General features: G+C 41.5%; 17 protein-coding genes. All 17 read left to right on the top strand.

Annotation, left to right across the window (positions count from 1 at the left end; translation table 11 throughout):
- Positions 1-111: 111 nt before the first annotated feature.
- The 17 genes from AC1DIV_RS23030 (at position 112) to AC1DIV_RS22950 (ending at position 18,993) form a co-directional block, all read left to right on the top strand.
- Positions 112-1,521 carry a GH1 family beta-glucosidase gene (locus AC1DIV_RS23030; protein ID WP_340875371.1) on the top strand — a complete coding sequence of 470 codons (1,410 nt, stop codon included), beginning with the start codon at positions 112-114 and terminating at the stop codon, positions 1,519-1,521.
- A 493-nt stretch (positions 1,522-2,014) separates the two neighbouring features.
- Positions 2,015-3,655, top strand: a complete 1,641-nt coding sequence (locus tag AC1DIV_RS23025; RefSeq protein ID WP_260088914.1) for a SulP family inorganic anion transporter — start codon at positions 2,015-2,017, stop codon at positions 3,653-3,655.
- Positions 3,656-3,739: 84 nt separating this feature from the next.
- Complete coding sequence (locus AC1DIV_RS23020) at positions 3,740-4,153, top strand: MerR family transcriptional regulator (RefSeq protein WP_052137486.1); 414 nt, start codon at positions 3,740-3,742, stop codon at positions 4,151-4,153.
- Positions 4,154-4,398: 245 nt separating this feature from the next.
- Positions 4,399-5,913 carry a carboxylesterase/lipase family protein gene (locus AC1DIV_RS23015; protein ID WP_340875372.1) on the top strand — a complete coding sequence of 505 codons (1,515 nt, stop codon included), beginning with the start codon at positions 4,399-4,401 and terminating at the stop codon, positions 5,911-5,913.
- Positions 5,914-5,945: 32 nt separating this feature from the next.
- Positions 5,946-7,232, top strand: coding sequence for a kynureninase (kynU, locus tag AC1DIV_RS23010; RefSeq protein ID WP_340878473.1), 1,287 nt, complete (start codon positions 5,946-5,948; stop codon positions 7,230-7,232).
- Positions 7,233-7,246: 14 nt separating this feature from the next.
- Positions 7,247-8,596, top strand: a complete 1,350-nt coding sequence (locus AC1DIV_RS23005) for an amino acid permease (protein WP_340875376.1) — start codon at positions 7,247-7,249, stop codon at positions 8,594-8,596.
- A 17-nt stretch (positions 8,597-8,613) separates the two neighbouring features.
- The gene (kynA, locus tag AC1DIV_RS23000) at positions 8,614-9,459 is read left to right on the top strand and encodes a tryptophan 2,3-dioxygenase (RefSeq protein WP_340875380.1); all 846 of its coding nucleotides are present in this window, start codon (positions 8,614-8,616) and stop codon (positions 9,457-9,459) included.
- A gap of 14 nt (positions 9,460-9,473) precedes the next feature.
- The gene (gene kynB / locus AC1DIV_RS22995; RefSeq protein ID WP_048682948.1) at positions 9,474-10,100 is read left to right on the top strand and encodes an arylformamidase; all 627 of its coding nucleotides are present in this window, start codon (positions 9,474-9,476) and stop codon (positions 10,098-10,100) included.
- A 16-nt stretch (positions 10,101-10,116) separates the two neighbouring features.
- Positions 10,117-10,770 (top strand): nicotinate (nicotinamide) nucleotide adenylyltransferase, encoded by a 654-nt coding sequence (gene nadD / locus AC1DIV_RS22990; RefSeq protein WP_340875385.1) that lies wholly within the window; start codon positions 10,117-10,119, stop codon positions 10,768-10,770.
- 267 nt (positions 10,771-11,037) lie between these two features.
- Entirely contained in the window at positions 11,038-12,069 is a 1,032-nt protein-coding gene (locus tag AC1DIV_RS22985) for a sulfate ABC transporter substrate-binding protein (protein WP_340875389.1), read from the top strand.
- Between the two features lie 69 nt (positions 12,070-12,138).
- A complete protein-coding gene (gene cysT / locus AC1DIV_RS22980) occupies positions 12,139-12,978 on the top strand; it encodes a sulfate ABC transporter permease subunit CysT (RefSeq protein WP_340875391.1) in 840 nt (279 codons plus the stop codon).
- 10 nt (positions 12,979-12,988) lie between these two features.
- A complete protein-coding gene (gene cysW / locus AC1DIV_RS22975) occupies positions 12,989-13,873 on the top strand; it encodes a sulfate ABC transporter permease subunit CysW (RefSeq protein ID WP_340875393.1) in 885 nt (294 codons plus the stop codon).
- Positions 13,874-13,883: 10 nt separating this feature from the next.
- Positions 13,884-14,948: a sulfate/molybdate ABC transporter ATP-binding protein gene (locus AC1DIV_RS22970; RefSeq protein ID WP_340875395.1), complete on the top strand. Its 1,065-nt coding sequence runs from the start codon at positions 13,884-13,886 to the stop codon at positions 14,946-14,948.
- A gap of 514 nt (positions 14,949-15,462) precedes the next feature.
- Complete coding sequence (locus AC1DIV_RS22965) at positions 15,463-16,863, top strand: C40 family peptidase (RefSeq protein ID WP_340875397.1); 1,401 nt, start codon at positions 15,463-15,465, stop codon at positions 16,861-16,863.
- 198 nt (positions 16,864-17,061) lie between these two features.
- Positions 17,062-17,496, top strand: coding sequence for a hypothetical protein (locus AC1DIV_RS22960; protein ID WP_340878474.1), 435 nt, complete (start codon positions 17,062-17,064; stop codon positions 17,494-17,496).
- The gene (locus AC1DIV_RS22955; RefSeq protein ID WP_340875400.1) at positions 17,484-17,783 is read left to right on the top strand and encodes a YxcD family protein; all 300 of its coding nucleotides are present in this window, start codon (positions 17,484-17,486) and stop codon (positions 17,781-17,783) included. Before AC1DIV_RS22960 ends, AC1DIV_RS22955 begins: the two co-directional genes overlap by 13 nt.
- A 235-nt stretch (positions 17,784-18,018) precedes the next feature.
- Positions 18,019-18,993, top strand: coding sequence for an aldose 1-epimerase (locus AC1DIV_RS22950; protein WP_340875403.1), 975 nt, complete (start codon positions 18,019-18,021; stop codon positions 18,991-18,993).
- The last annotated feature ends 181 nt before the right edge of the window (positions 18,994-19,174 follow it).

Here is a 19,174-nt window from a genome sequence, read left to right as displayed (position 1 = left end):
ATACTATCTATAAGGCTTATGTTTTACGTGAACTAAAAATAATATTTGTACCAATGAATAAAATATATTATTATCAATTTAATAAGCAGGTATGAAAAGGGAGGGTTTTTAATGAAATTTCCACACGATTTTTTATTCGGAGCAGCTTCTGCTTCTTTTCAAATAGAAGGAGCATGGGATGAAGATGGTAAAGGCATAACGAATTGGGATGTTTTTTCAAAGATTCCGGGGAAAACATTTGAAGGTACAAATGGGGATGTAGCGATAGACCATTATCATCGTTACAAAGAAGATATTAAATTAATGGCAGAGATGGGACTTGAATCATATCGCTTCTCCATTTCATGGGCCCGTATTTTGCCAACAGGTGATGGGGAAGTCAATGAAAAAGGCTTGGAATTTTATAATAATGTGATTAATGAATGCTTAAAATATGGGATTGTCCCATTTGTTACGCTGTATCATTGGGATTTGCCTTTGACGCTTGAACAAGATGGGGGATGGACGAATAAGCGAACAGCTGAAGCATTCGTCAAGTATGCGGAGATTTGTTTTCGCGCATTCGGAGACCGCGTCAAACATTGGATCACGTTTAATGAAACGGTTATGTTTTGCGGTTTAGGGTATTTAAAAGGAGCGCACCCGCCTGGAATCCAAAACGATGAAAATAAATACTTTCAAGCGACACATTATGTTTTTTATGCACATGCCAAAGCGGTAGAGGTATACAAGGCACTGAATCATTACGGTGAAATTGGGATTACCCATGTATTCCTGCCAGCTTATAGTACTGATGACAAACATGAGAATGTATTAGCTGCTCGGCATGCCAATGAATATGAAACCTTTTGGTATTATGACCCAATTTTAAAAGGAGAATATCCAGCTTATGTGGTTGAGCAATTGAAGGAGAGAGGCTGGACACCAAGTTGGACAGAAGAAGAACTGGATACGTTAAAAAGGAATGCGGAGAAAAATGATTTTATTGGACTCAATTATTACCAGCCCATTCGGGTGGAAAAAAACCTGGAAGCCGTTTCAAACATGGAGCATTCAAGAGAAACATCTACTCTGGCTCCAGGGAACCCGTCTTTTGATGGCTTTTATCGGACCGTGAAAATGGAAGATAAAACCTATACAAAATGGGGCTGGGAAATCTCACCCCAAGGGTTTTTAGATGGCTTGCATATGTTAAAAGAACGTTACGGTGATATTAAAATGTATGTTACAGAAAACGGACTTGGTGATGAGGATCCGATTATCGATGGTGAAATAGTGGATGTTCCCCGTATTAAATATATTGAGGAGCACTTAAAAGTGATTAAACGTGCAATCAACGAAGGCATCCATTTAAAAGGGTATTACGCATGGTCTGTCATTGACCTTTTAAGTTGGTTAAACGGGTATAAGAAGCAGTACGGATTTATTTACGTGGATCATCATGATCAGTTAAAACGGAAAAAGAAGCTGTCGTTTCATTGGTATAAGCATATTATCGAGACGAGAGGAGAAGAGCTGTAACTGAAAGTGTGTATTAGGGCAAAGCATGTTTTGAGCAATCTTCCTCAAAACATGCTTTTTCCATTGTTCACTGATTAAGTTTCCGGTATGAGGAATTAGTCCAAAGTTCAAACCTCCTGATTCGTAGTCTGAATCTCCGGCTTCAAATTAACTAGACTGGAAAAATGGTCCCGGATTGTAATGTTAATGTAAAAATATGCAAAAAGTTGTAAACAAATGTTAACATTTCTAACAATGTACAGTTTTACGTTTTACTGTATAATGTTGAAGCGTGGTCGAGACCATGTCAAATAACCTTACAAAAGGAGATTATATATGACGATTATTTCTTAGTTTTGAAAAGTCCCCCGCTTAGATTGTCCCGTTGAAAAATGCCTACAATAATTAGATTAATTTCAAACAAGTAACTCCCTCTAAAATGAAAGAATGTCATTTTCGTGATGATGCTAGATTCCAATCTTAAAAAACGACTAAGGATGTGAGTTTGAAAAAGATGATAAAAGATTCTAGATTTCAAGGATATAACATGAAGGGTTTTCAAAAAGACGTGACGGCAGGATTGGTCGTAGGGGTTGTAGCCATTCCTTTAGGGCTGGCTTTTGCAATTGCTTCAGGCGTCGAACCGATATATGGGTTATATACGACCATCATCGCTGGTATTCTCATTTCGATTTTGGGTGGCTCCAAATATCAAATTGGAGGGCCGACCGGGGCGTTCGTTCCTTTATTATTTGGAATCGTTATGCAATATGGGTATGAAAGCCTGCTTATTGCCGGGTTTTTAGCGGGGATCATGTTAGTCCTGATGGGTCTTCTTAAGTTAGGTAATTTGATGAAGTTCATTCCCCGTCCCGTCATCATTGGATTTACAACAGGAATTGCGATAATAATCTTTTCAGGGCAAATTGCCAATTTCTTTGGTATGAAAGTGGAAAAACATGAAGCGTTCATGGATAACATGAAGGAGCTGGTGATTAAAGCAGACACGATCAATCTATACAGTGTGATCGTTGCGATCATATGCTTTGTCGTCATACTGCTGGCACCTAGGTTTGTGCCACGAGTGCCAGGACCGCTTCTGGGTCTGCTAATATCAACAATGGCAGCTTACCTTTTATTTCCCGATAAGGTGGCTACGATTGGTTCCACGTATGGAGCGATTCCGAGAGGTTTTCCGGAATTCCAAGCACCGGAGCTTTCAGTGGAAGTCATTATCACACTCCTTCCCGTTGCTTTTACAATTGCCTTGTTAGGCGGTGTCGAGTCATTGTTATCCGCTACCGTGGCGGATAACATGGGCGGTACCAAGCATGATAGTAACAAAGAGTTGGTTGGGCAAGGAATTGCGAACATCGCGACCCCATTCTTTGGCGGGATACCTGCAACAGGAGCAATCGCCAGGACCGCTACCAATATAAAAAGCGGGGCAGCCTCCCCGATGTCCGGAGTCATTCACGGAATTGTCGTTTTACTGGTTTTGCTGGTGCTTTCCCCATATGCAGCGCATATACCGTTGGCTAGCATGGCACCCATATTGATGTTTGTTGCCTGGAATATGAGTGAAAGAAAGGAATTCGCTCATGTATTGAAAACAAAGACGGCGGATTCTGCGGTTTTGCTAGTCACCTTCCTCATCACTGTCTTCACTGATTTAATCATGGGAGTGGGAATCGGCTTATTGATTGCATTCATCACCTTTATTGCAAAAATGAGCCACACGTTAAAGGTTAGGGAAAGAAGTCATGAGATTACCGAGATTGTTCCAATTGATAATTCGGATTCAAAGATCAATGTGTATAACTTGGAAGGACCTCTTTTCTTTGGTTCGATAGACGTCCTGGAGTCATCGATATTGGCTAACTTGGATAATAAGACGAAAGTGTTGGTATTAAGCATGCGCCGGGTAACATATATGGACACTTCAGCAGAGGCAGCACTATTGGCGATCGTTAATCGCATTCGAAAATATAAGGGGAAATTGATCATTTCCGGAATTCAGCAGCAACCAAAGGAATTGTTACTCAGCACTGGGTTGTATCATAAAATAGAAAAACAGCACTTTTTTAAATCGAAAGAAGATGCCCTGTATTTTGCCAAGAACCAGCTGAAGGGCAATTCGGATAAAGTAGTCTAATAGTTTCATCTTGAAGTCACCTTTTTGGATAGATGTGTTATAGTATCGTTAACAGTAGATTTTTTAAAGAAGGTGACTATCTGGGTGAATGTATATCGGATTGGCCAGCTTGCTGAACTTGCGAATGTTTCGAGAAGAACCATTGACTATTACACACAATTAGGAATGCTGAACTATGAAAAAACTGGGTCAAGATATCGGTATTACACAGAAGATGCTTTAAATCGACTTCAAATGATTAATCGGTATAAAGAACAGAATATGCCTTTGACTGAAATCAAGGAACGGTTACAAGTCTTGTCTGAAACCACTGTTGATTCTGAGCAAGTGCTCTTGATGGTGGACAAGCTATCTACAGACCTTAGAGGCCTGGAGAATGAATTGCTGGAATTAAAGCCTTTATTGGAACAGCTCGATGAACAGCAATTAACATATGCTGCACAGCAGCTTTCCGTTCGGGGCAGCTCTTTATTGAGTATCCTTGCCATGCTTGCCTAAGATTTTTGCCGAGTTCAACAAAAAAGACCTGATTGGGTCTTTTTTTGTTGAACGGGTCATTTGAAAACCATTATTTAAAATAACAATTCAAACTCCTGAGGATAACCGGAGCTTTATATACAATGGCATTCCTTTATTTCGGATGAACGGACTCCATAGATCTTTTTTCGATAAAGATGAAGGATATAAGGGAATGGAAAAAGAAGAACTTACATATCTACTACTATATGAAGAGGTGAGTGGGAATGATTGGATCAATAGTTACGACGGTAAAAGGACATCTTCAAGGTACTATGGAAAACGATATATGCGTTTGGCGTGGAGTCAGGTATGCGAAAGCGCCGATTGATGGACTGCGTTTCCGTTCTCCGGAGCCAGTTGATAATTGGAGCGGTGTCATGGATGCAGTGGATTTTGGTCCCGTTCCCCCGCAGCCGATGGATCGTGCGGTAAGAACAGGAATGAGCGGAAATGAAAAAATGGATGAGGATTGCTTGTTCCTGAATATTTGGTCGCCTAGAGCTGATGATAATAAACGCCCGGTCATGGTGTGGATTCCAGGAGGAGCATATATAACAGGAGCTGGATCCCTTGATATGTACAATGGTCACTTACTGGCTAAAAATGGAGATGTAGTCGTGGTAAGCATCAACTATAGGCTGGGGGCACTGGGATATCTGGATTTTACCGAGTTGGCAGGTGAAGGGGAAATATTTGAAAACAATTTAGGTTTACGTGATCAAGTTGCGTCTCTGAAATGGGTTAAAGAAAATATAGAAGCGTTTGGCGGCGACCCTGATAATGTTACGATATTTGGTGAATCAGCTGGCGGTAATGCGGTGACGACTTTACTTACTGTACCTTCAGCGAGGGGGCTTTTTAAACAGGCCATTGCAGAAAGTCCTGCTCCGACATCTGTTTACGGAAAAGGATTTGCGCGCCAATTCAGTGAAAGGTTCCTTAAGATATTGGGCATTGGAAAGGGTGAAATCCACCGATTAAAAACACTACCAGTTCAAGAGATTGTCGCTGCCTCCCACCAACTCTTGCAGGAAAATTCACAGGAAATGCCGGGCTCACTAGCATTTGGACCAGTCGTAGATGGTGACTTCCTGCCCGATTATCCACTTGATTCGATTCGATCGGGAAGAGCAGGGGGAATACCCTTGCTTATAGGAACAAATAGGGACGAAGCGACATTATTCGATCAGATGGACCCCCCGTTAATCCCAACTAATACGGCGATGATTCATAAAATGTTCGAAAATACTGATCCGAAGGCGAAAGAGCGAATTACGAATGCTTATACAAACTACCCAGAAAAGGAAGCTGTACTAGGCATTGGCCGTGATGCGACATTCCATATTCCCTCGGTTTGGTATGCGGAGGCATACAGCCGCTTTGAAAAAACATGGATGTATCGTTTTGATTATAAAACGGCGGCCATGCGCATAAGTAAATTAGGGGCGACACATGGTATGGAAATCCCTTTTGCTTTCCAGACCTTCGACTCGGCATTCGGGAAACGGATTGTTTCATATGGTTCAAGGTCAGCTGCCCTAAAGGTTTCCCATAGAATGCAGGGCCATTGGGTCAACTTTGCGAAATATGGAAACCCCAACCCCCCGGAAGGTGAAATTTGGCCGAAATATGATGAAATCAACCACTACACAATGATTTTTGATAAAAAGGATTATATTGAAAAAGATCCTGACAGAATGATAAGGTTGGCATGGGAAGGGGTAGGGATTTACAAGTGAAAAAAAGTGGATTGGAAGGAAGCGGGGAGAACATGGATATCAATAATTTCATGTCAACGAAAGAGTATGCGAAAACGTTGGATCAGGAAGATCCATTAGTTTCTTACAGAGAGGAGTTCTATTTAAACCCCGGGATGATTTATATGGATGGCAACTCATTGGGACTTTTATCGAAGCGGGCTGAGAAAAGTTTAATGAAGTCATTGGAAGATTGGAAAAAGTATGGGATCGATGGCTGGACGGAGGGTGCAGAGCCCTGGTTTTACTTTTCTGAGAGATTGGGTGAATTGAGTGCCCCGTTGGTAGGAGCTTTAGAGGATGAAGTGATAATGGGAGGGTCGACAACGGCTAATCTGCATCAGCTTGCAGCCACTTTTTTTGAACCGAGAGCTGGCAGGAATAAGATTTTGGCGGATGAACTGACCTTCCCAAGTGATATCTATGCACTTCAAAGCCAGCTACGATTGCATGGGCTTGACCCTTCGGCACACTTGGTTCAGGTGAAAAGCCAAGATGGTAAATTCCTTGAAGAAGATGACATCATTGCAGAGATGAACGAGGAAATAGCGTTGATTGTACTTCCGATGGTTTTATATCGAAGCGGTCAGATCCTTGATATGGAAAGGTTAACGAAGGAAGCGCATGCGCGTGGAATCATGATAGGATTCGATGCCTGTCATTCTGTGGGTGCCATCCCGCATTTGTTTGACAATTGGGAGGTGGATTTCGCTTTTTGGTGTAATTATAAGCATTTGAATGGCGGACCAGGATGTGTAGCGGGGTTATATGTGAATCGGAAGCATTTCGCAAGGAAGCCTGGATTGGCTGGATGGTTTGGCTCGCGGAAAGATAAGCAGTTTGCTATGGAACATACCTTTACCCAGGCCAATTCGGCAGGTGCCTTTCAAATTGGAACTCCCCATATATTAAGCATGGCTCCCCTTTTAGGCTCGCTTGAAATGTTTGCGGAAGCGGGGATAGAACAAGTTCGGAAGAAATCCTTGAGGCTGACTCAATATCTTATGGATTTAATACAATCGGAATTAACGGGATATGGATTTGAAATTGGGAACCCAAGGCATGAATCAAAAAGGAGCGGTCATATCATCCTTGAACATCCAGAAGCTGCGAGAATATGTAAAGCATTGAAACAAGAGGCCATCATTCCCGACTATCGTGAACCGAATATGATTCGTTTAGCACCTGTCGCTCTTTATACCTCTTTTCAGGAAGTCTATGAAACTGTACAGGTACTCAAGAAGATCATGGACGGCAGATTATATGAAAACTATGAAAATAAAAGGGGAATCATTGCCTAGAATGGGAGCAACATATGGAGAAAAATAAGCTGCAACGTGAATTATCATCGAATCAAATCACTATGATAGCCATGGGGTGTGCAATTGGCACCGGGTTATTTTTGGGCAGCGGCCTTGCGATTTCAACGGCTGGTCCAAGTGTACTTATCAGCTATGCAATAGGTGCATTCATTGTCCTTCTGCTGATGGGATGTTTGGCGGAAATGACTGTAGCCTATCCAACATCGGGATCCTTTGGAACCATTGCGGAAAAATATATAAGTCCATTTGCGGGTTTTGTTGTGAGGTATTCCTATTGGATAGCGAATGTACTTGCCATTGGTGTCGAAGTGAGTGCCATCGCTGTTTATATGAAATATTGGTTTCCAGGTGTGCCTGGAAGCATTTGGATTTTCCTTTTTGCTGCACTGCTAATCTATGTAAATGCGACGAGTGTCAATACATTCGGCAATTTTGAGTATGTATTTTCAATGATCAAGATAAGCGCCATTGTCATATTCATTCTACTGGGGGCCTATGTGGTGATTGGCGCCGAACCTTCAAGCGGGATCGGTGTAGAGAACTATGCCAATGATGGAGGTTTTATGCCTTTCGGATTTTGGGGGCTCTGGGTCGCCATATTCATTTCGCTCTTCAGCTTTTTAGGAACTGAGCTGATTGCGGTGACGGCGGGGGAAGCAAAGGACCCGGATATAGCCGTACCTAAAGCTTTGAAGGCAACTGTCTTCAGGCTTGCCACTTTTTATGTACTGACTATCGGGATCATGTTAATGATTGTTCCCTGGCAAGCTGCCGGTATTGATAAGAGCCCATTTGTCAAGGTAATGGAAATCCTGAATGTCCCCGGGGCATCTGGGATAATGAATTTCATTATTTTAACCGCTGCTTTATCTGCAATGAATAGTCAATTATATGCCTCCACCAGAATGATATATTCATTATCCGAGCAACATCAGGCTCCAGCCCTATTTCAAAAAGTGAGCAGGAAAGGTGTCCCGCTAAGGGCCCTTCTCATATCCACTTTAGGAATATTTCTTGCTGCAGGAGTAAAAGTCCTGCTTCCGGATACTTCATATGCATTCATGATGGGGATATCGATGTTCGGAGCCATTCTAACCTGGTTCATGGTGTTCATTTCCCATTTATATTTCAGGAAGAGGTGGGAGAAATCAGGGGGCCGCAAATTACCGGTTAAAATGTATGGATTTCCATATCTAACGATTCTTGGTGCATTTCTTTTGTTTGCATTGACGGTATCCACCTGGTTCACTGGCCCATTTAAAATCGTGCTCCAGTTCGGGGTTCCTTGGCTCATCTTTCTTTGCATCGTTTATTTATTGATGTCGAAATTCAAAAGAAAGTAAAGGGAAAGAGGGATGGTATGGATAAGGGTCCAAGAGATGAACATCGTTTGGAAGAAAGTATGGTAACTGATTTTGAAAAAGATATGTCCTATGGGGACTATCTGCATTTAAATCAAATTTTATCAAGTCAGCATCGGCTTTCCGGCCATCACGATGAAATGCTGTTCATCATCATTCATCAAACAAGTGAATTATGGATGAAATTGATCATCCATGAATTGACTGCGGCAACTGATCATATTGTGGCAGGACATTTGGAGCCGTCCTTTAAGATGCTATCCAGAGTGGCCAGGATCCAACAGCAACTAGTTCAATCCTGGAATGTGCTTTCCACCTTGACGCCATCCGATTATATGGAATTCCGGGAGAAACTAGGAAACTCTTCAGGGTTTCAATCATTTCAGAACAGGTTGATAGAATTTGCGATGGGTCAAAAGAATTCGCAAATATTGGCCGTTTTCCGTCATCAGCCTGAGCTTCATGAGTCGATGATGGCAGCCTTGAATAAACCTAGTATTTATGATGCGGCTATAGGGGCTTTGGCTGCAAGGGGGCTTCCCATTGATCAATCGGTATTGAACAGGGACTGGTCTGTCATTTATCAGGAAAATGCAAGTGTTGAAAGCGCGTGGCTGACCGTTTACCGTGATGTGCATAACTACTGGGATTTGTATGAGCTGGCCGAAAAACTCGTTGATATTGGAAGTCAACAACAATTCTGGAGATTCAATCATATGAGCACCGTAGAACGTATCATCGGCAATAAAAAGGGAACTGGCGGATCGTCCGGTGTAAGTTATCTGAAGAAAGTGGTCGAACAGCCATTTTTTCCTGAGCTTTGGACATTAAGGACCAAACTGTAAGGAGGGGTGAACACATGAATCAATGGTTAGATATTTCTCAGCGCCTCAATGAAAATACGCCATACTGGCCAGGAGATACGCAATATTCATATCGGCTGAATTCATCAATGGCTGAAGGGTCTTCCGTCAATGTAGGGGAAATCCGGATGAGTACACATTTAGGAACTCATATTGATGCTCCCTATCATTTTGATGAGAATGGAAAAAAAATCATCGAACTAGATCTTGATTTATATATTGGCACTGCTACCGTAGTAAAGGTGGATGCAGCTGAAAGCATTGGCATTAAAGCTTTTGAAGGCATCGAATTGACAGGGGTCCGGCGGTTGTTGGTGGCAACAGGTCAATGGAAGGACCTTAGCCGTTTTCCGGAATGGATTCCACCGGTTGAACCAGATTTAGCTCCCTTCCTTGCAAATAAAGGGGTTAGGCTCCTTGGGCTTGATTTACCTTCAGTCGACTGTCTCGACAGCAAAGAATTGCCTGCCCACAATAAACTGTCAGGCTGTGGAATTCATATCCTCGAAGGGCTGGTCCTTGATGGACTGGAGCCTGGGCTGTACGATTTGGCTGCATTGCCGCTGGCATTGGAAGCAGGGGACGGGAGCCCGGTCAGGGCCGTGGTGAAAAAGAAAGGCTGATGAGGGGGATAATAGGATGGGCAAAATTGGGATTTACGGATCTTCCTTCGATCCGGTCACGAATGTGCATTTATGGACAGCATCCACCATTGCGCATCGTGCTAAGCTGGACAAGGTGATTTTTTTACCATGCGCAAATGGCCGTATCGATAAACAGATGAAAACAAGCAATGAACACCGTTGGCAAATGCTCGAGCTGGCAATAGGGGGCAACCCGATATTCGAAGTCAGTGATTATGAAATGAATGAACGTGCCGGAACGGGTAAACAATATACTTGGTATACGATGGAATATTTTAAATCACAATTTCCAAAAGACGAAGTTTACTTCATAATGGGTGCAGATTTACTTGAAGATATTGATAATCAGGAGCTGCCGGTACACTTACGATGGAAATTCAGGGAAAAATTGATTGCCAATCATAAATTCATCGTCATGGCTCGGAATGGAATCGATATGCTGAAAATCATATCCAAAAGTCCATTGCTAAGGAATTATGATGATGGCAATACATTTCACCTTATTGATAAAGGCCTTTCCATGGAAATCAGTTCTACATATATAAGGGATGAATTTGCAATGGGCGGGGAACCACGATATTTACTGCCCGATAAGTGTTATCAGTATATCGTGGAAAATAAGCTTTATCAAAAATCATCAAATTCATAATTGTTGGCAAAGTATTAAAAAGGGTTCGATCTCCCCGGTGGATCGAGCCCTTTTCGTTTAGGGAATTTTTCAACCTGCAAAATGTGAATGAATTTAATTAAAGGGACATGCAATACCTAGTTGACAACTTGGTAAACTTTGCTTTATGGTAAGGATATACAAAAATCAAAATAATTGCTGATCAGAGAACTGAAGGCATACTATCTCCCGAAAAATAATTGAAGGGAAATAGAATGCCTTTTTTGCTGTAAAAAGAGGGGGAAGCTCATGAAAAAGTTGATGTTATTGACAAGTTTGATTTTAGCCTTCGGTGTACTTGCTGGATGCAACTCGGAAAAAACGAAAGGGGACGGAACATCGAAGTCAGTAGAGCTTTTGAATGTGTCATATGATCCGACAAGGGAATTGTACCAGGAATTCAATGAAGCGTTCGTGAAGCACTGGAAAGAAGAATCAGGTCAGGATGTAACGATACAACAATCACATGGCGGATCTGGTAAACAGGGCAGGGCTGTCATTGACGGATTGGAGGCGGATGTCGTTACATTGGCATTGGCTTATGATATTGATGCCATTTATGAAGCTAGTAACCTATTAGCGAAGGATTGGCAAAAACGTTTACCGGAGAACTCGACACCATATACATCAACGATTGTGTTTTTGGTGAAAAAGGATAACCCTAAAGGCATTAAAGATTGGGATGATCTGACTAAAAAGAATGTATCCGTCATTACGCCAAACCCAAAGACAAGCGGAGGGGCAAGGTGGAATTACCTGGCTGCCTGGGCTTATGCGGAGAAAAATTTCGATAATGACGAAACAAAAGTGAAGGATTTCATGAAAAAACTTTATCAGAATGTTGAAGTCCTGGATTCAGGGGCCCGCGGTGCAACGACCACTTTTGTGGAAAGGGGAATCGGTGACGTACTGATCGCTTGGGAGAATGAAGCCTATTTAACACTGGAAGAATTCGGTGATGACAAATATGAAATCGTCAACCCTTCAATCAGTATATTAGCAGAGCCACCGGTAGCTGTTATCGATGAAGTGGTCGAGAAAAAAGGAACAAAGGAAGTGGCCGAAGCCTACCTGAAATATCTGTATACGGATGCCGGTCAGGAAATTGCCGCGAAAAACTTCTATCGTCCAAGGGATGAGAAGGACCTCGCTGAATATGGAGACCAATTTGCCAATATCGATATGGTGACTGTTGATGATACATTTGGCGGTTGGAAAAAAGCCCAGGAAACACATTTTAATGATGGTGGCACATTTGACGAGATTTACCAACAGCAGTAAGCATGAAGGAGAAGGTGTGGCTTTAACATCTTCTCCTTCATAAATCAGAAAAAGGGTTGAGGCGAAGCGATGAATATAGTGACTGAAGGTAAACAGACGAAAAAGAGGACCATACCCGGTTTTGGATTGACGATGGGTTTTACGCTGCTGTATCTCACCATCATCGTTTTGATCCCGTTATCGATGGTTTTTCTAAACACATTTTCAATGGGGTTCCAGGATTTTTGGGCGACCATAACTGAACCGAGGGTTCTCGCTTCTTATAAATTGAGTTTCTTGACAGCGTTAACTGCGGCCATTGTTAACGCAGTTTTTGGTGTATTGATTGCCTGGGTGCTTACTCGTTATGAGTTTCCCGGCAAAAGGATCATCGATGGACTGGTTGATTTGCCTTTTGCCCTCCCGACTGCCGTTGCAGGGATTACGTTGACCACCTTGTATTCACCGAACGGATGGATCGGGCAATTTTTCAGCTTTAAAGTCGCTTTCACTCCCGCAGGGATCATCATCGCCCTTATATTTATCGGTCTGCCATTCGTGGTGCGGATGGTTCAACCGGTGCTTGAAAATATCGAAAAAGGGATGGAAGAAGCATCTGCCTCTTTAGGGGCGAATCGAATGCAGACATTCATTAAAATCATCTTCCCGGTATTGATCCCTGCGATATTGACGGGTTTTGCCCTTTCTTTTGCGAGGGCACTTGGAGAGTATGGATCCGTTGTCTTCATTGCAGGAAATATGCCATTTAAAACGGAAATTTCCCCGCTGATCATCATGACAAAGCTTGAACAGTATGATTATGAAGGTGCAACAGCTGTTGCAGCCGTCATGCTCATTATTACATTTATAATTTTGTTCACCATCAATATCTTACAATGGTGGACCGGCAAAAGATATTCAGGGAAGTAGGGGGGATATGATGGAACATGATAATTCAGTGGTTGCAAAAGCGAATCACCCAGTCATTATTACGAGAAACGCAACTAAAGAGCCTAAATCCATACAGTGGATCCTCATTTCCATTGTATTGCTATTTCTCACTTTGTTTTTAGTAGTCCCATTAATCGCAATCTTTGTAAAAGCCTTTGAAAAAGGTGCCGAAGCTTATTTTGCGGCCATCGCCCATCCTGATGCCGTGGCTGCGATTAAGTTAACATTGATCGTTGTCCTCATCACCTTGCCGCTCAATGCCATATTTGGAGTGGTTGCCGCTTGGACCATAACAAAATATGATTTCAAGGGAAAAAACTTCTTAATAACATTGATAGATTTGCCTTTTTCCGTATCACCGGTCATTGCCGGGTTGATTTTTGTCCTTCTGTTCGGCTTACATGGGGCACTTGGTCCACTGCTGCAATCTTTTGACATTAAAGTGATCTTTTCAATACCAGGGATTGTCATCGCCTCCATTTTCATTACCTTCCCATTCATTGCACGCGAATTGATCCCGCTCATGCAAAGTCAGGGGACGTCTGAAGAAGAGGCCTCACTCACGCTGGGTGCGGGAGGGTTCAAGACATTTTGGTATGTGACGCTTCCCAATATAAAATGGGGACTTCTATATGGAATCATCCTTTGTAATGCCAGAATAATTGGGGAGTTTGGAGCTGTATCGGTCGTATCGGGACATATACGGGGCATGACCAATACGATGCCGCTTCATATTGAAATCTTATACAATGAATATCAATTTTCGGCCGCTTTTGCTGTTGCATCCCTGATGTCCATCTTTGCAATCATAACGTTGATCATTAAAAGCTTCATAGAATGGAAAACGGACTATAAATCGACCAAAGCAAGTTAGGAGGAATGAAATGAGTATCATCATTGAAAATGTTACAAAATATTACGGGTCCTATCAAGCACTCCAAAACATCGATTTGGAAATAAAGAGCGGTGAACTCGTAGCCCTGCTTGGCCCTTCCGGATCTGGAAAAACGTCATTACTGCGTATCATCGCGGGCCTTGAACTGGCAGAGAGCGGAAAGATCCTCTTCAATGAAGAGAATTATACGCATAAGCATGTAAAAGATCGAAATGTGGGTTTCGTCTTTCAGCATTATGCCCTTTTTCGTAATATGACGATTTTTGATAATATCGCCTATGGATTAAAGGTTCGCCCCAGAAAAACAAGGCCCAGTAAAGAAGTTATCGAACAAAAGGTTACCGAATTGCTTCAGCTCGTCAAGTTGGAAGGATATAAAGATCGTTATCCATCGCAATTATCAGGCGGCCAGCGCCAGCGTGTCGCATTGGCAAGGGCACTTGCCGTTGAACCGAATATCCTTTTGCTTGATGAACCATTCGGTGCATTGGATGCCAAGGTTCGCAAAGAACTTCGTCGTTGGCTAAGAAGACTTCACGACGAATTCAATGTAACGAGCGTGTTCGTGACACATGATCAGGAAGAGGCGATGGATGTTGCTGATCGGGTCGTAATCATGAATGAAGGGAAAATTGAACAGATTGGAACCCCGGAAGAAGTATATGATCACCCTGAAAATCCCTTTGTTTATGATTTTCTAGGCAGTGTCAATTTATTCAAGGGCAACGTGCATAAAGGGAAATTGGTTACTGGCAATGTAGAAATGAATGCCCCGGGCAGTGAAGATGGAGCGGGCACCGGTTATGTAAGGGCTCATAACTTTATCATAGAAAGAGAACCAGCGGAAAAGGATTCGATCGCATCCATAATTGACCACATCCATACAATCGGCCCCATCGTCCGGATAGAAGTCATTCGTCAGGATACAAACGAACCGCTTGAAATCGAACTGACGAAGGAACAATATATGAATCTGGAAATAAGCAAAGGGGAAAGGGTATTCGTCCGACCGAAAGAATTGAAAGTTTTTGTCGACTTTATGGCCGGAATTTAAGGGTGGGTCGAATATTGTCGAAAAAACCGCTGATGAGCGGTTTTTTTTATGGGACTGCCAGCGGACCTTCCCGTATGGAGGGTAAATGAACTGTAATCTGTTCCAAAAGGGCTACCGTGCATTCACAGGTGGTAAGTTTTTGTCTGCCAATAGTCCATGGTCCCTTGGTGCTAAACACTAGATAGAAAGTCTTGCATCAAAATTTGAAGGTGATTATGTAAGATATTGGATGTTTTATCACGTGAAAAAGTCGAATCTTTATGTTTAATGTTAAAATTGAAATATAATTGTAATATTGTTATCACGTATTTGACAAAATCTGATGATATACTACGACTTAGATGAAAACATAGTAGAGTTTAAGAAATGTATTTAATATTATCTCAACCTTAGAAGATTACATAAAGAGTAAAAAAAATAGAGAAGAGTTCCCAGCAATTTATTTTGACTAATCATTTTTCATAGAGAAAAAGAAGTAGGTCGATGGAAATGCAAGGGGAGGAAAGCAGGGGAAATGAGTTTGAAGAAAAAACTTATCGTATTGAACACGACAATTATGCTTGGATTAGGAAGCGCTTTTGCCATACCGTCTGTAAAAGCTGAATCTATCACGGATATTCAATCGCAACGTACAGGAATACAATCAGATATTTCAGAGGCAGAACAAGTTATTCAGCAATTGAAAAAAGAACAATCGAAAATGAATGCCCATATTGCCCAGATCGAATCGGCAATGAAAGAAAATGATCAAAAAATCAAAGATACTAAACAAGAAATTAAAGACACCGAAAAAGACATAGAATCTTTAAAGAAAGAAATTAAAGCGTTGGAAGAAAGAATCGCAAAACGCGAGGAAGTCTTGAAAGAGCGCGCACTTTCTTTCCAAGAGAGCGGCGGGGACGTTGAGTACCTGGAAGTTGTTTTAGGTTCTAAAAGCTTTGGTGAATTCGTTAATCGTGTTGGGGCGGTAGCCACTATCGTGGAAGCTGACCAACAGATTCTTAGCGAGCAGGAAGCGGATAAAGCTGACTTAGAGAAAAAACAAGCGACCGTTGAGAAGAAATTGCAAAGCCTTAAGGATATGGAAGTAGAGCTTAAAGGCATGCAATCGCAAATTGAAGATCAAAAAGCTGAAACTGTCAATATGAAGGCTAAGATCGAAAAGAAAGAATCTGAAACAGAGGCGCTTAAACAATCTTTAGAGAATAAAGATGCTGGTCTAGAAGCACAAATAGCTTCCATTCGTGAAAATATCAAAAAAGAGGAAGAACGTAAAGCATCGGAAAAAGCAGATCTTGACCGTGCTGCTGAAGAAGTGAATTCTTCAAATGCTTCCAGTGAAGAATCATCAAGTTCTTCCAGTGAAGGATCATCAAGTTCTTCTAGCGAAGAATCATCAAGTTCGTCTAAAGGAGAGGCTTCGGCAAAAAATTCGTCTAAAGCTGAATCATCTTCAAATTCTTCTAAAAACAGTTCTGCAGCTAAACCTGCAGCAAGTAAAACTGAAGCATCAAGTAAGCCAAGCAGTGCAAATACAGGCTCTGCCATTACAGCAGGTTATAAATATATCGGTAACTCCACGTATAAATTTGGTGGCGGAAGAACGGCATCCGATATCGCTAACGGTCTTTTCGATTGTTCAGGATTCGTTGCATGGGCTTATAAACAAGCTGGTGTGAACCTTCCAGCCAGTACGGATGCATTGAAAGGTGCAGGACGTCAAGTATCTAGCAGTCAAAAACAACCTGGAGATTTAGTATTCTTCAATACCTATAAAACTGATGGGCATGTCGGTATTTATGTCGGCGGCGGCAAATTTATCGGTTCCCAAAGTTCAACAGGTGTTGCAATTGCCAATATGGATAGCGGATATTGGGCAAGTAAGTTCAACGGCCGTGTCGTTCGTGTAAACTAATAGTTCAATAATAAGCAGGGGAGAAAATGCCCCTGCTTATTTTTTTGAAAAAAATCAAAAAAAAATGAAACTTATTTTGAATTTCAACGTAAATACTATAAGATAAAACAAGGATAGGTGATGTGGACTTTCAGTTAATCTGGGAAAAGATATAATGAAACAACATTCCATACTATTAAACGGAGGCAAAAAAACATGATGAAAAAATTTATGGCTGCATTACTTACAATTACACTAGCATTCTCGCCAGTCGGCACGTATGTATTCCAGGATCATACGGAGTCAGTCGATGCAAGGGGTTACAAGTCCGGAAAAAGAAGCTTTAACAGCAACAACAATAATAATTCGAATTTCCAAAATAAAGAAACGAAGAAATCCGATGCCACTACTGCCAATAAAGCCAAGAGTGGAAACACATTCGCAAAAGGCGGCTTAATGAAAGGACTTATGCTAGGAGGATTGGCAGGTTTACTTTTTGGTAGCCTATTTGCCAATATGGGAATGCTTGGTTCTATACTTGGTCTATTAATCAACGTGATGGCGATTGTAGTATTAATCGTTGTAATCCGTAAAATATTCACATATTTCAAAGATAAGAAGAAGAAAGAAGATCCAAACCCATGGAGAGGCTAAAAATTTCCGAACAAGATATCATCAATGCGGTTTGTGTTTACATTGCCCGTAAAAAGCAGGTACAACCTAATGAGGTGGAAGTGGAGTTAATGTATGATGATGATTATGGCTTTTCGGCGGAAACGTTTGTCGATGGCCGGAAACAAGTGTTAATCACCATCAACTTGATAGAAGCGCTTCGTTTATGGCTGGATGAATATATGAATAAAGATCCATACTCAGGTATTGAACTTGTTTTGGATGATGATGAAGGTATAGTGGCTTTGGTAAGTGAAAGTAATAGATAAGTAAAAAAGGATGCCGTTACGGCATCCTTTTTTATTTAAAAAGTTACAATTCGTCCGGGAGAAGGAAAAGGATAAAAGAAAAATAGAAAAATAGCAAAGCAAATTAAGCAAAATCCTCGATTACACATAATTTCAAACTTAGAAAGATTAAGGACGAAATATATTTTCCATTTGTTGCAAAAAATGGTCCGTGGAAGTAGGATGGATATATGTTCAAGTCAAAGGAGGAGAATAAGTGAAAGGGTACATAGAAGATATCACTTTTTTAAATGAAAAGGCCATAAAGTTCGGCAATGAAAAAGTGGAAGCGATACTTGCGCCATCTTTAGGAAGCAATCTGCTTTCGTTTAAGTACAAGCATAAGGATATTGAGGTGCTGCGAACTCCAGTTAGTCTGGAAGAATATAAAAAGGCTCCTATTTTATACGGAATGCCTATCCTGTTTCCTCCTAATCGAATTGAAGATGGTCAATTTACATATAAGGGGACTGTGTATAAGTTTCCGGTCAATGAAAGGGGAAAATTCAATCATATACATGGTTTTTTGCATGACAAGCCTTGGCAAGTGTGCAAAAAGGAAGTGAACGGGAAAGAAATCGTCATTAATACTGAATTTTCAAGCAGTGAATTTGATCTAAAAGATAGCTTTCCACAAGATATCACTGTGAATATGTCTTTATCTTTAAGGGCTGAAACATTGGAAATACAATTGGAAATCACCAACAAAGGCATTGAACCTTTTCCGTGGGGAGCAGGTTATCATACTGTATTCAATTTTCCATTTGGAGCAGTGAGTAAATGGGAGGATTGCAGAATATCCCTTCCCGTCAATAAACATTGGGAGTTGAATGAAAGATCATTGCCCACAGGTGTAATTCATGAAACGGCCAATACATTGGAAATCCAAAACGGTATTAGCTTGGACGGCCGGCAATTTGATGACTTATTTGGCTATGATAAGGAAAGAAATCCGGAAAACGAGTGCTTTCTCACTGATCAAGAGGCTGGCATACAAGTCATTTATCAAGGCGATCAACATTTTAAGTTTTGGGTATTGTTCAATCAGGAGGGGTTCGTTTGTCCTGAACCATATACTTGGGTAACGAATGCTCCTAATTTGGATTTGCCTGCAAAATTGACTGGATTGAGGGAGTTATGCTCAGGGGAAACGGTACAGCTGAAAACCAGATTGATTGTGAAAGAAATATAAAAAACACCTAGGCATTTAAAAATGCCTAGGTGTTTCAGTTTGTAGACAAAAGGGGTTYGGAATTAAAAAATTCCGAACCCCTTTTTGAGATTCCCTTTGAATTTTTGCCTGAAGTTAGGAGATTGGGGCTCTACGAGCCCACTATGTTAGGCCATTTTTGGACCTCGCCATGTCCAATTGG

The sequence above is a fragment of the Peribacillus sp. 05N428 genome (assembly GCF_056397085.1).
The sequence above is the reverse complement of the archived record's forward strand: the minus strand, read 5'-3'. Positions and strand labels throughout refer to the sequence as shown.

Bases quoted from the DNA above. Each gene is read 5' to 3' on its own strand.
- AC1DIV_RS22965 (WP_340875397.1), top strand. From the start codon at position 15,463: ATGAGTTTGAAGAAAAAACTTATCGTATTGAACACGACAATTATGCTT.
- kynA (WP_340875380.1), top strand. From the start codon at position 8,614: ATGGATAAGGGTCCAAGAGATGAACATCGTTTGGAAGAAAGTATGGTA.
- nadD (WP_340875385.1), top strand. From the start codon at position 10,117: ATGGGCAAAATTGGGATTTACGGATCTTCCTTCGATCCGGTCACGAAT.
- AC1DIV_RS22955 (WP_340875400.1), top strand. From the start codon at position 17,484: ATGGAGAGGCTAAAAATTTCCGAACAAGATATCATCAATGCGGTTTGT.
- AC1DIV_RS22960 (WP_340878474.1), top strand. From the start codon at position 17,062: ATGAAAAAATTTATGGCTGCATTACTTACAATTACACTAGCATTCTCG.
- AC1DIV_RS22970 (WP_340875395.1), top strand. From the start codon at position 13,884: ATGAGTATCATCATTGAAAATGTTACAAAATATTACGGGTCCTATCAA.
- kynU (WP_340878473.1), top strand. From the start codon at position 5,946: ATGGATATCAATAATTTCATGTCAACGAAAGAGTATGCGAAAACGTTG.
- kynB (WP_048682948.1), top strand. From the start codon at position 9,474: ATGAATCAATGGTTAGATATTTCTCAGCGCCTCAATGAAAATACGCCA.
- AC1DIV_RS22985 (WP_340875389.1), top strand. From the start codon at position 11,038: ATGAAAAAGTTGATGTTATTGACAAGTTTGATTTTAGCCTTCGGTGTA.
- cysW (WP_340875393.1), top strand. From the start codon at position 12,989: ATGGAACATGATAATTCAGTGGTTGCAAAAGCGAATCACCCAGTCATT.
- AC1DIV_RS23030 (WP_340875371.1), top strand. From the start codon at position 112: ATGAAATTTCCACACGATTTTTTATTCGGAGCAGCTTCTGCTTCTTTT.
- AC1DIV_RS23015 (WP_340875372.1), top strand. From the start codon at position 4,399: ATGATTGGATCAATAGTTACGACGGTAAAAGGACATCTTCAAGGTACT.
- AC1DIV_RS23005 (WP_340875376.1), top strand. From the start codon at position 7,247: ATGGAGAAAAATAAGCTGCAACGTGAATTATCATCGAATCAAATCACT.
- AC1DIV_RS23025 (WP_260088914.1), top strand. From the start codon at position 2,015: ATGATAAAAGATTCTAGATTTCAAGGATATAACATGAAGGGTTTTCAA.
- cysT (WP_340875391.1), top strand. From the start codon at position 12,139: ATGAATATAGTGACTGAAGGTAAACAGACGAAAAAGAGGACCATACCC.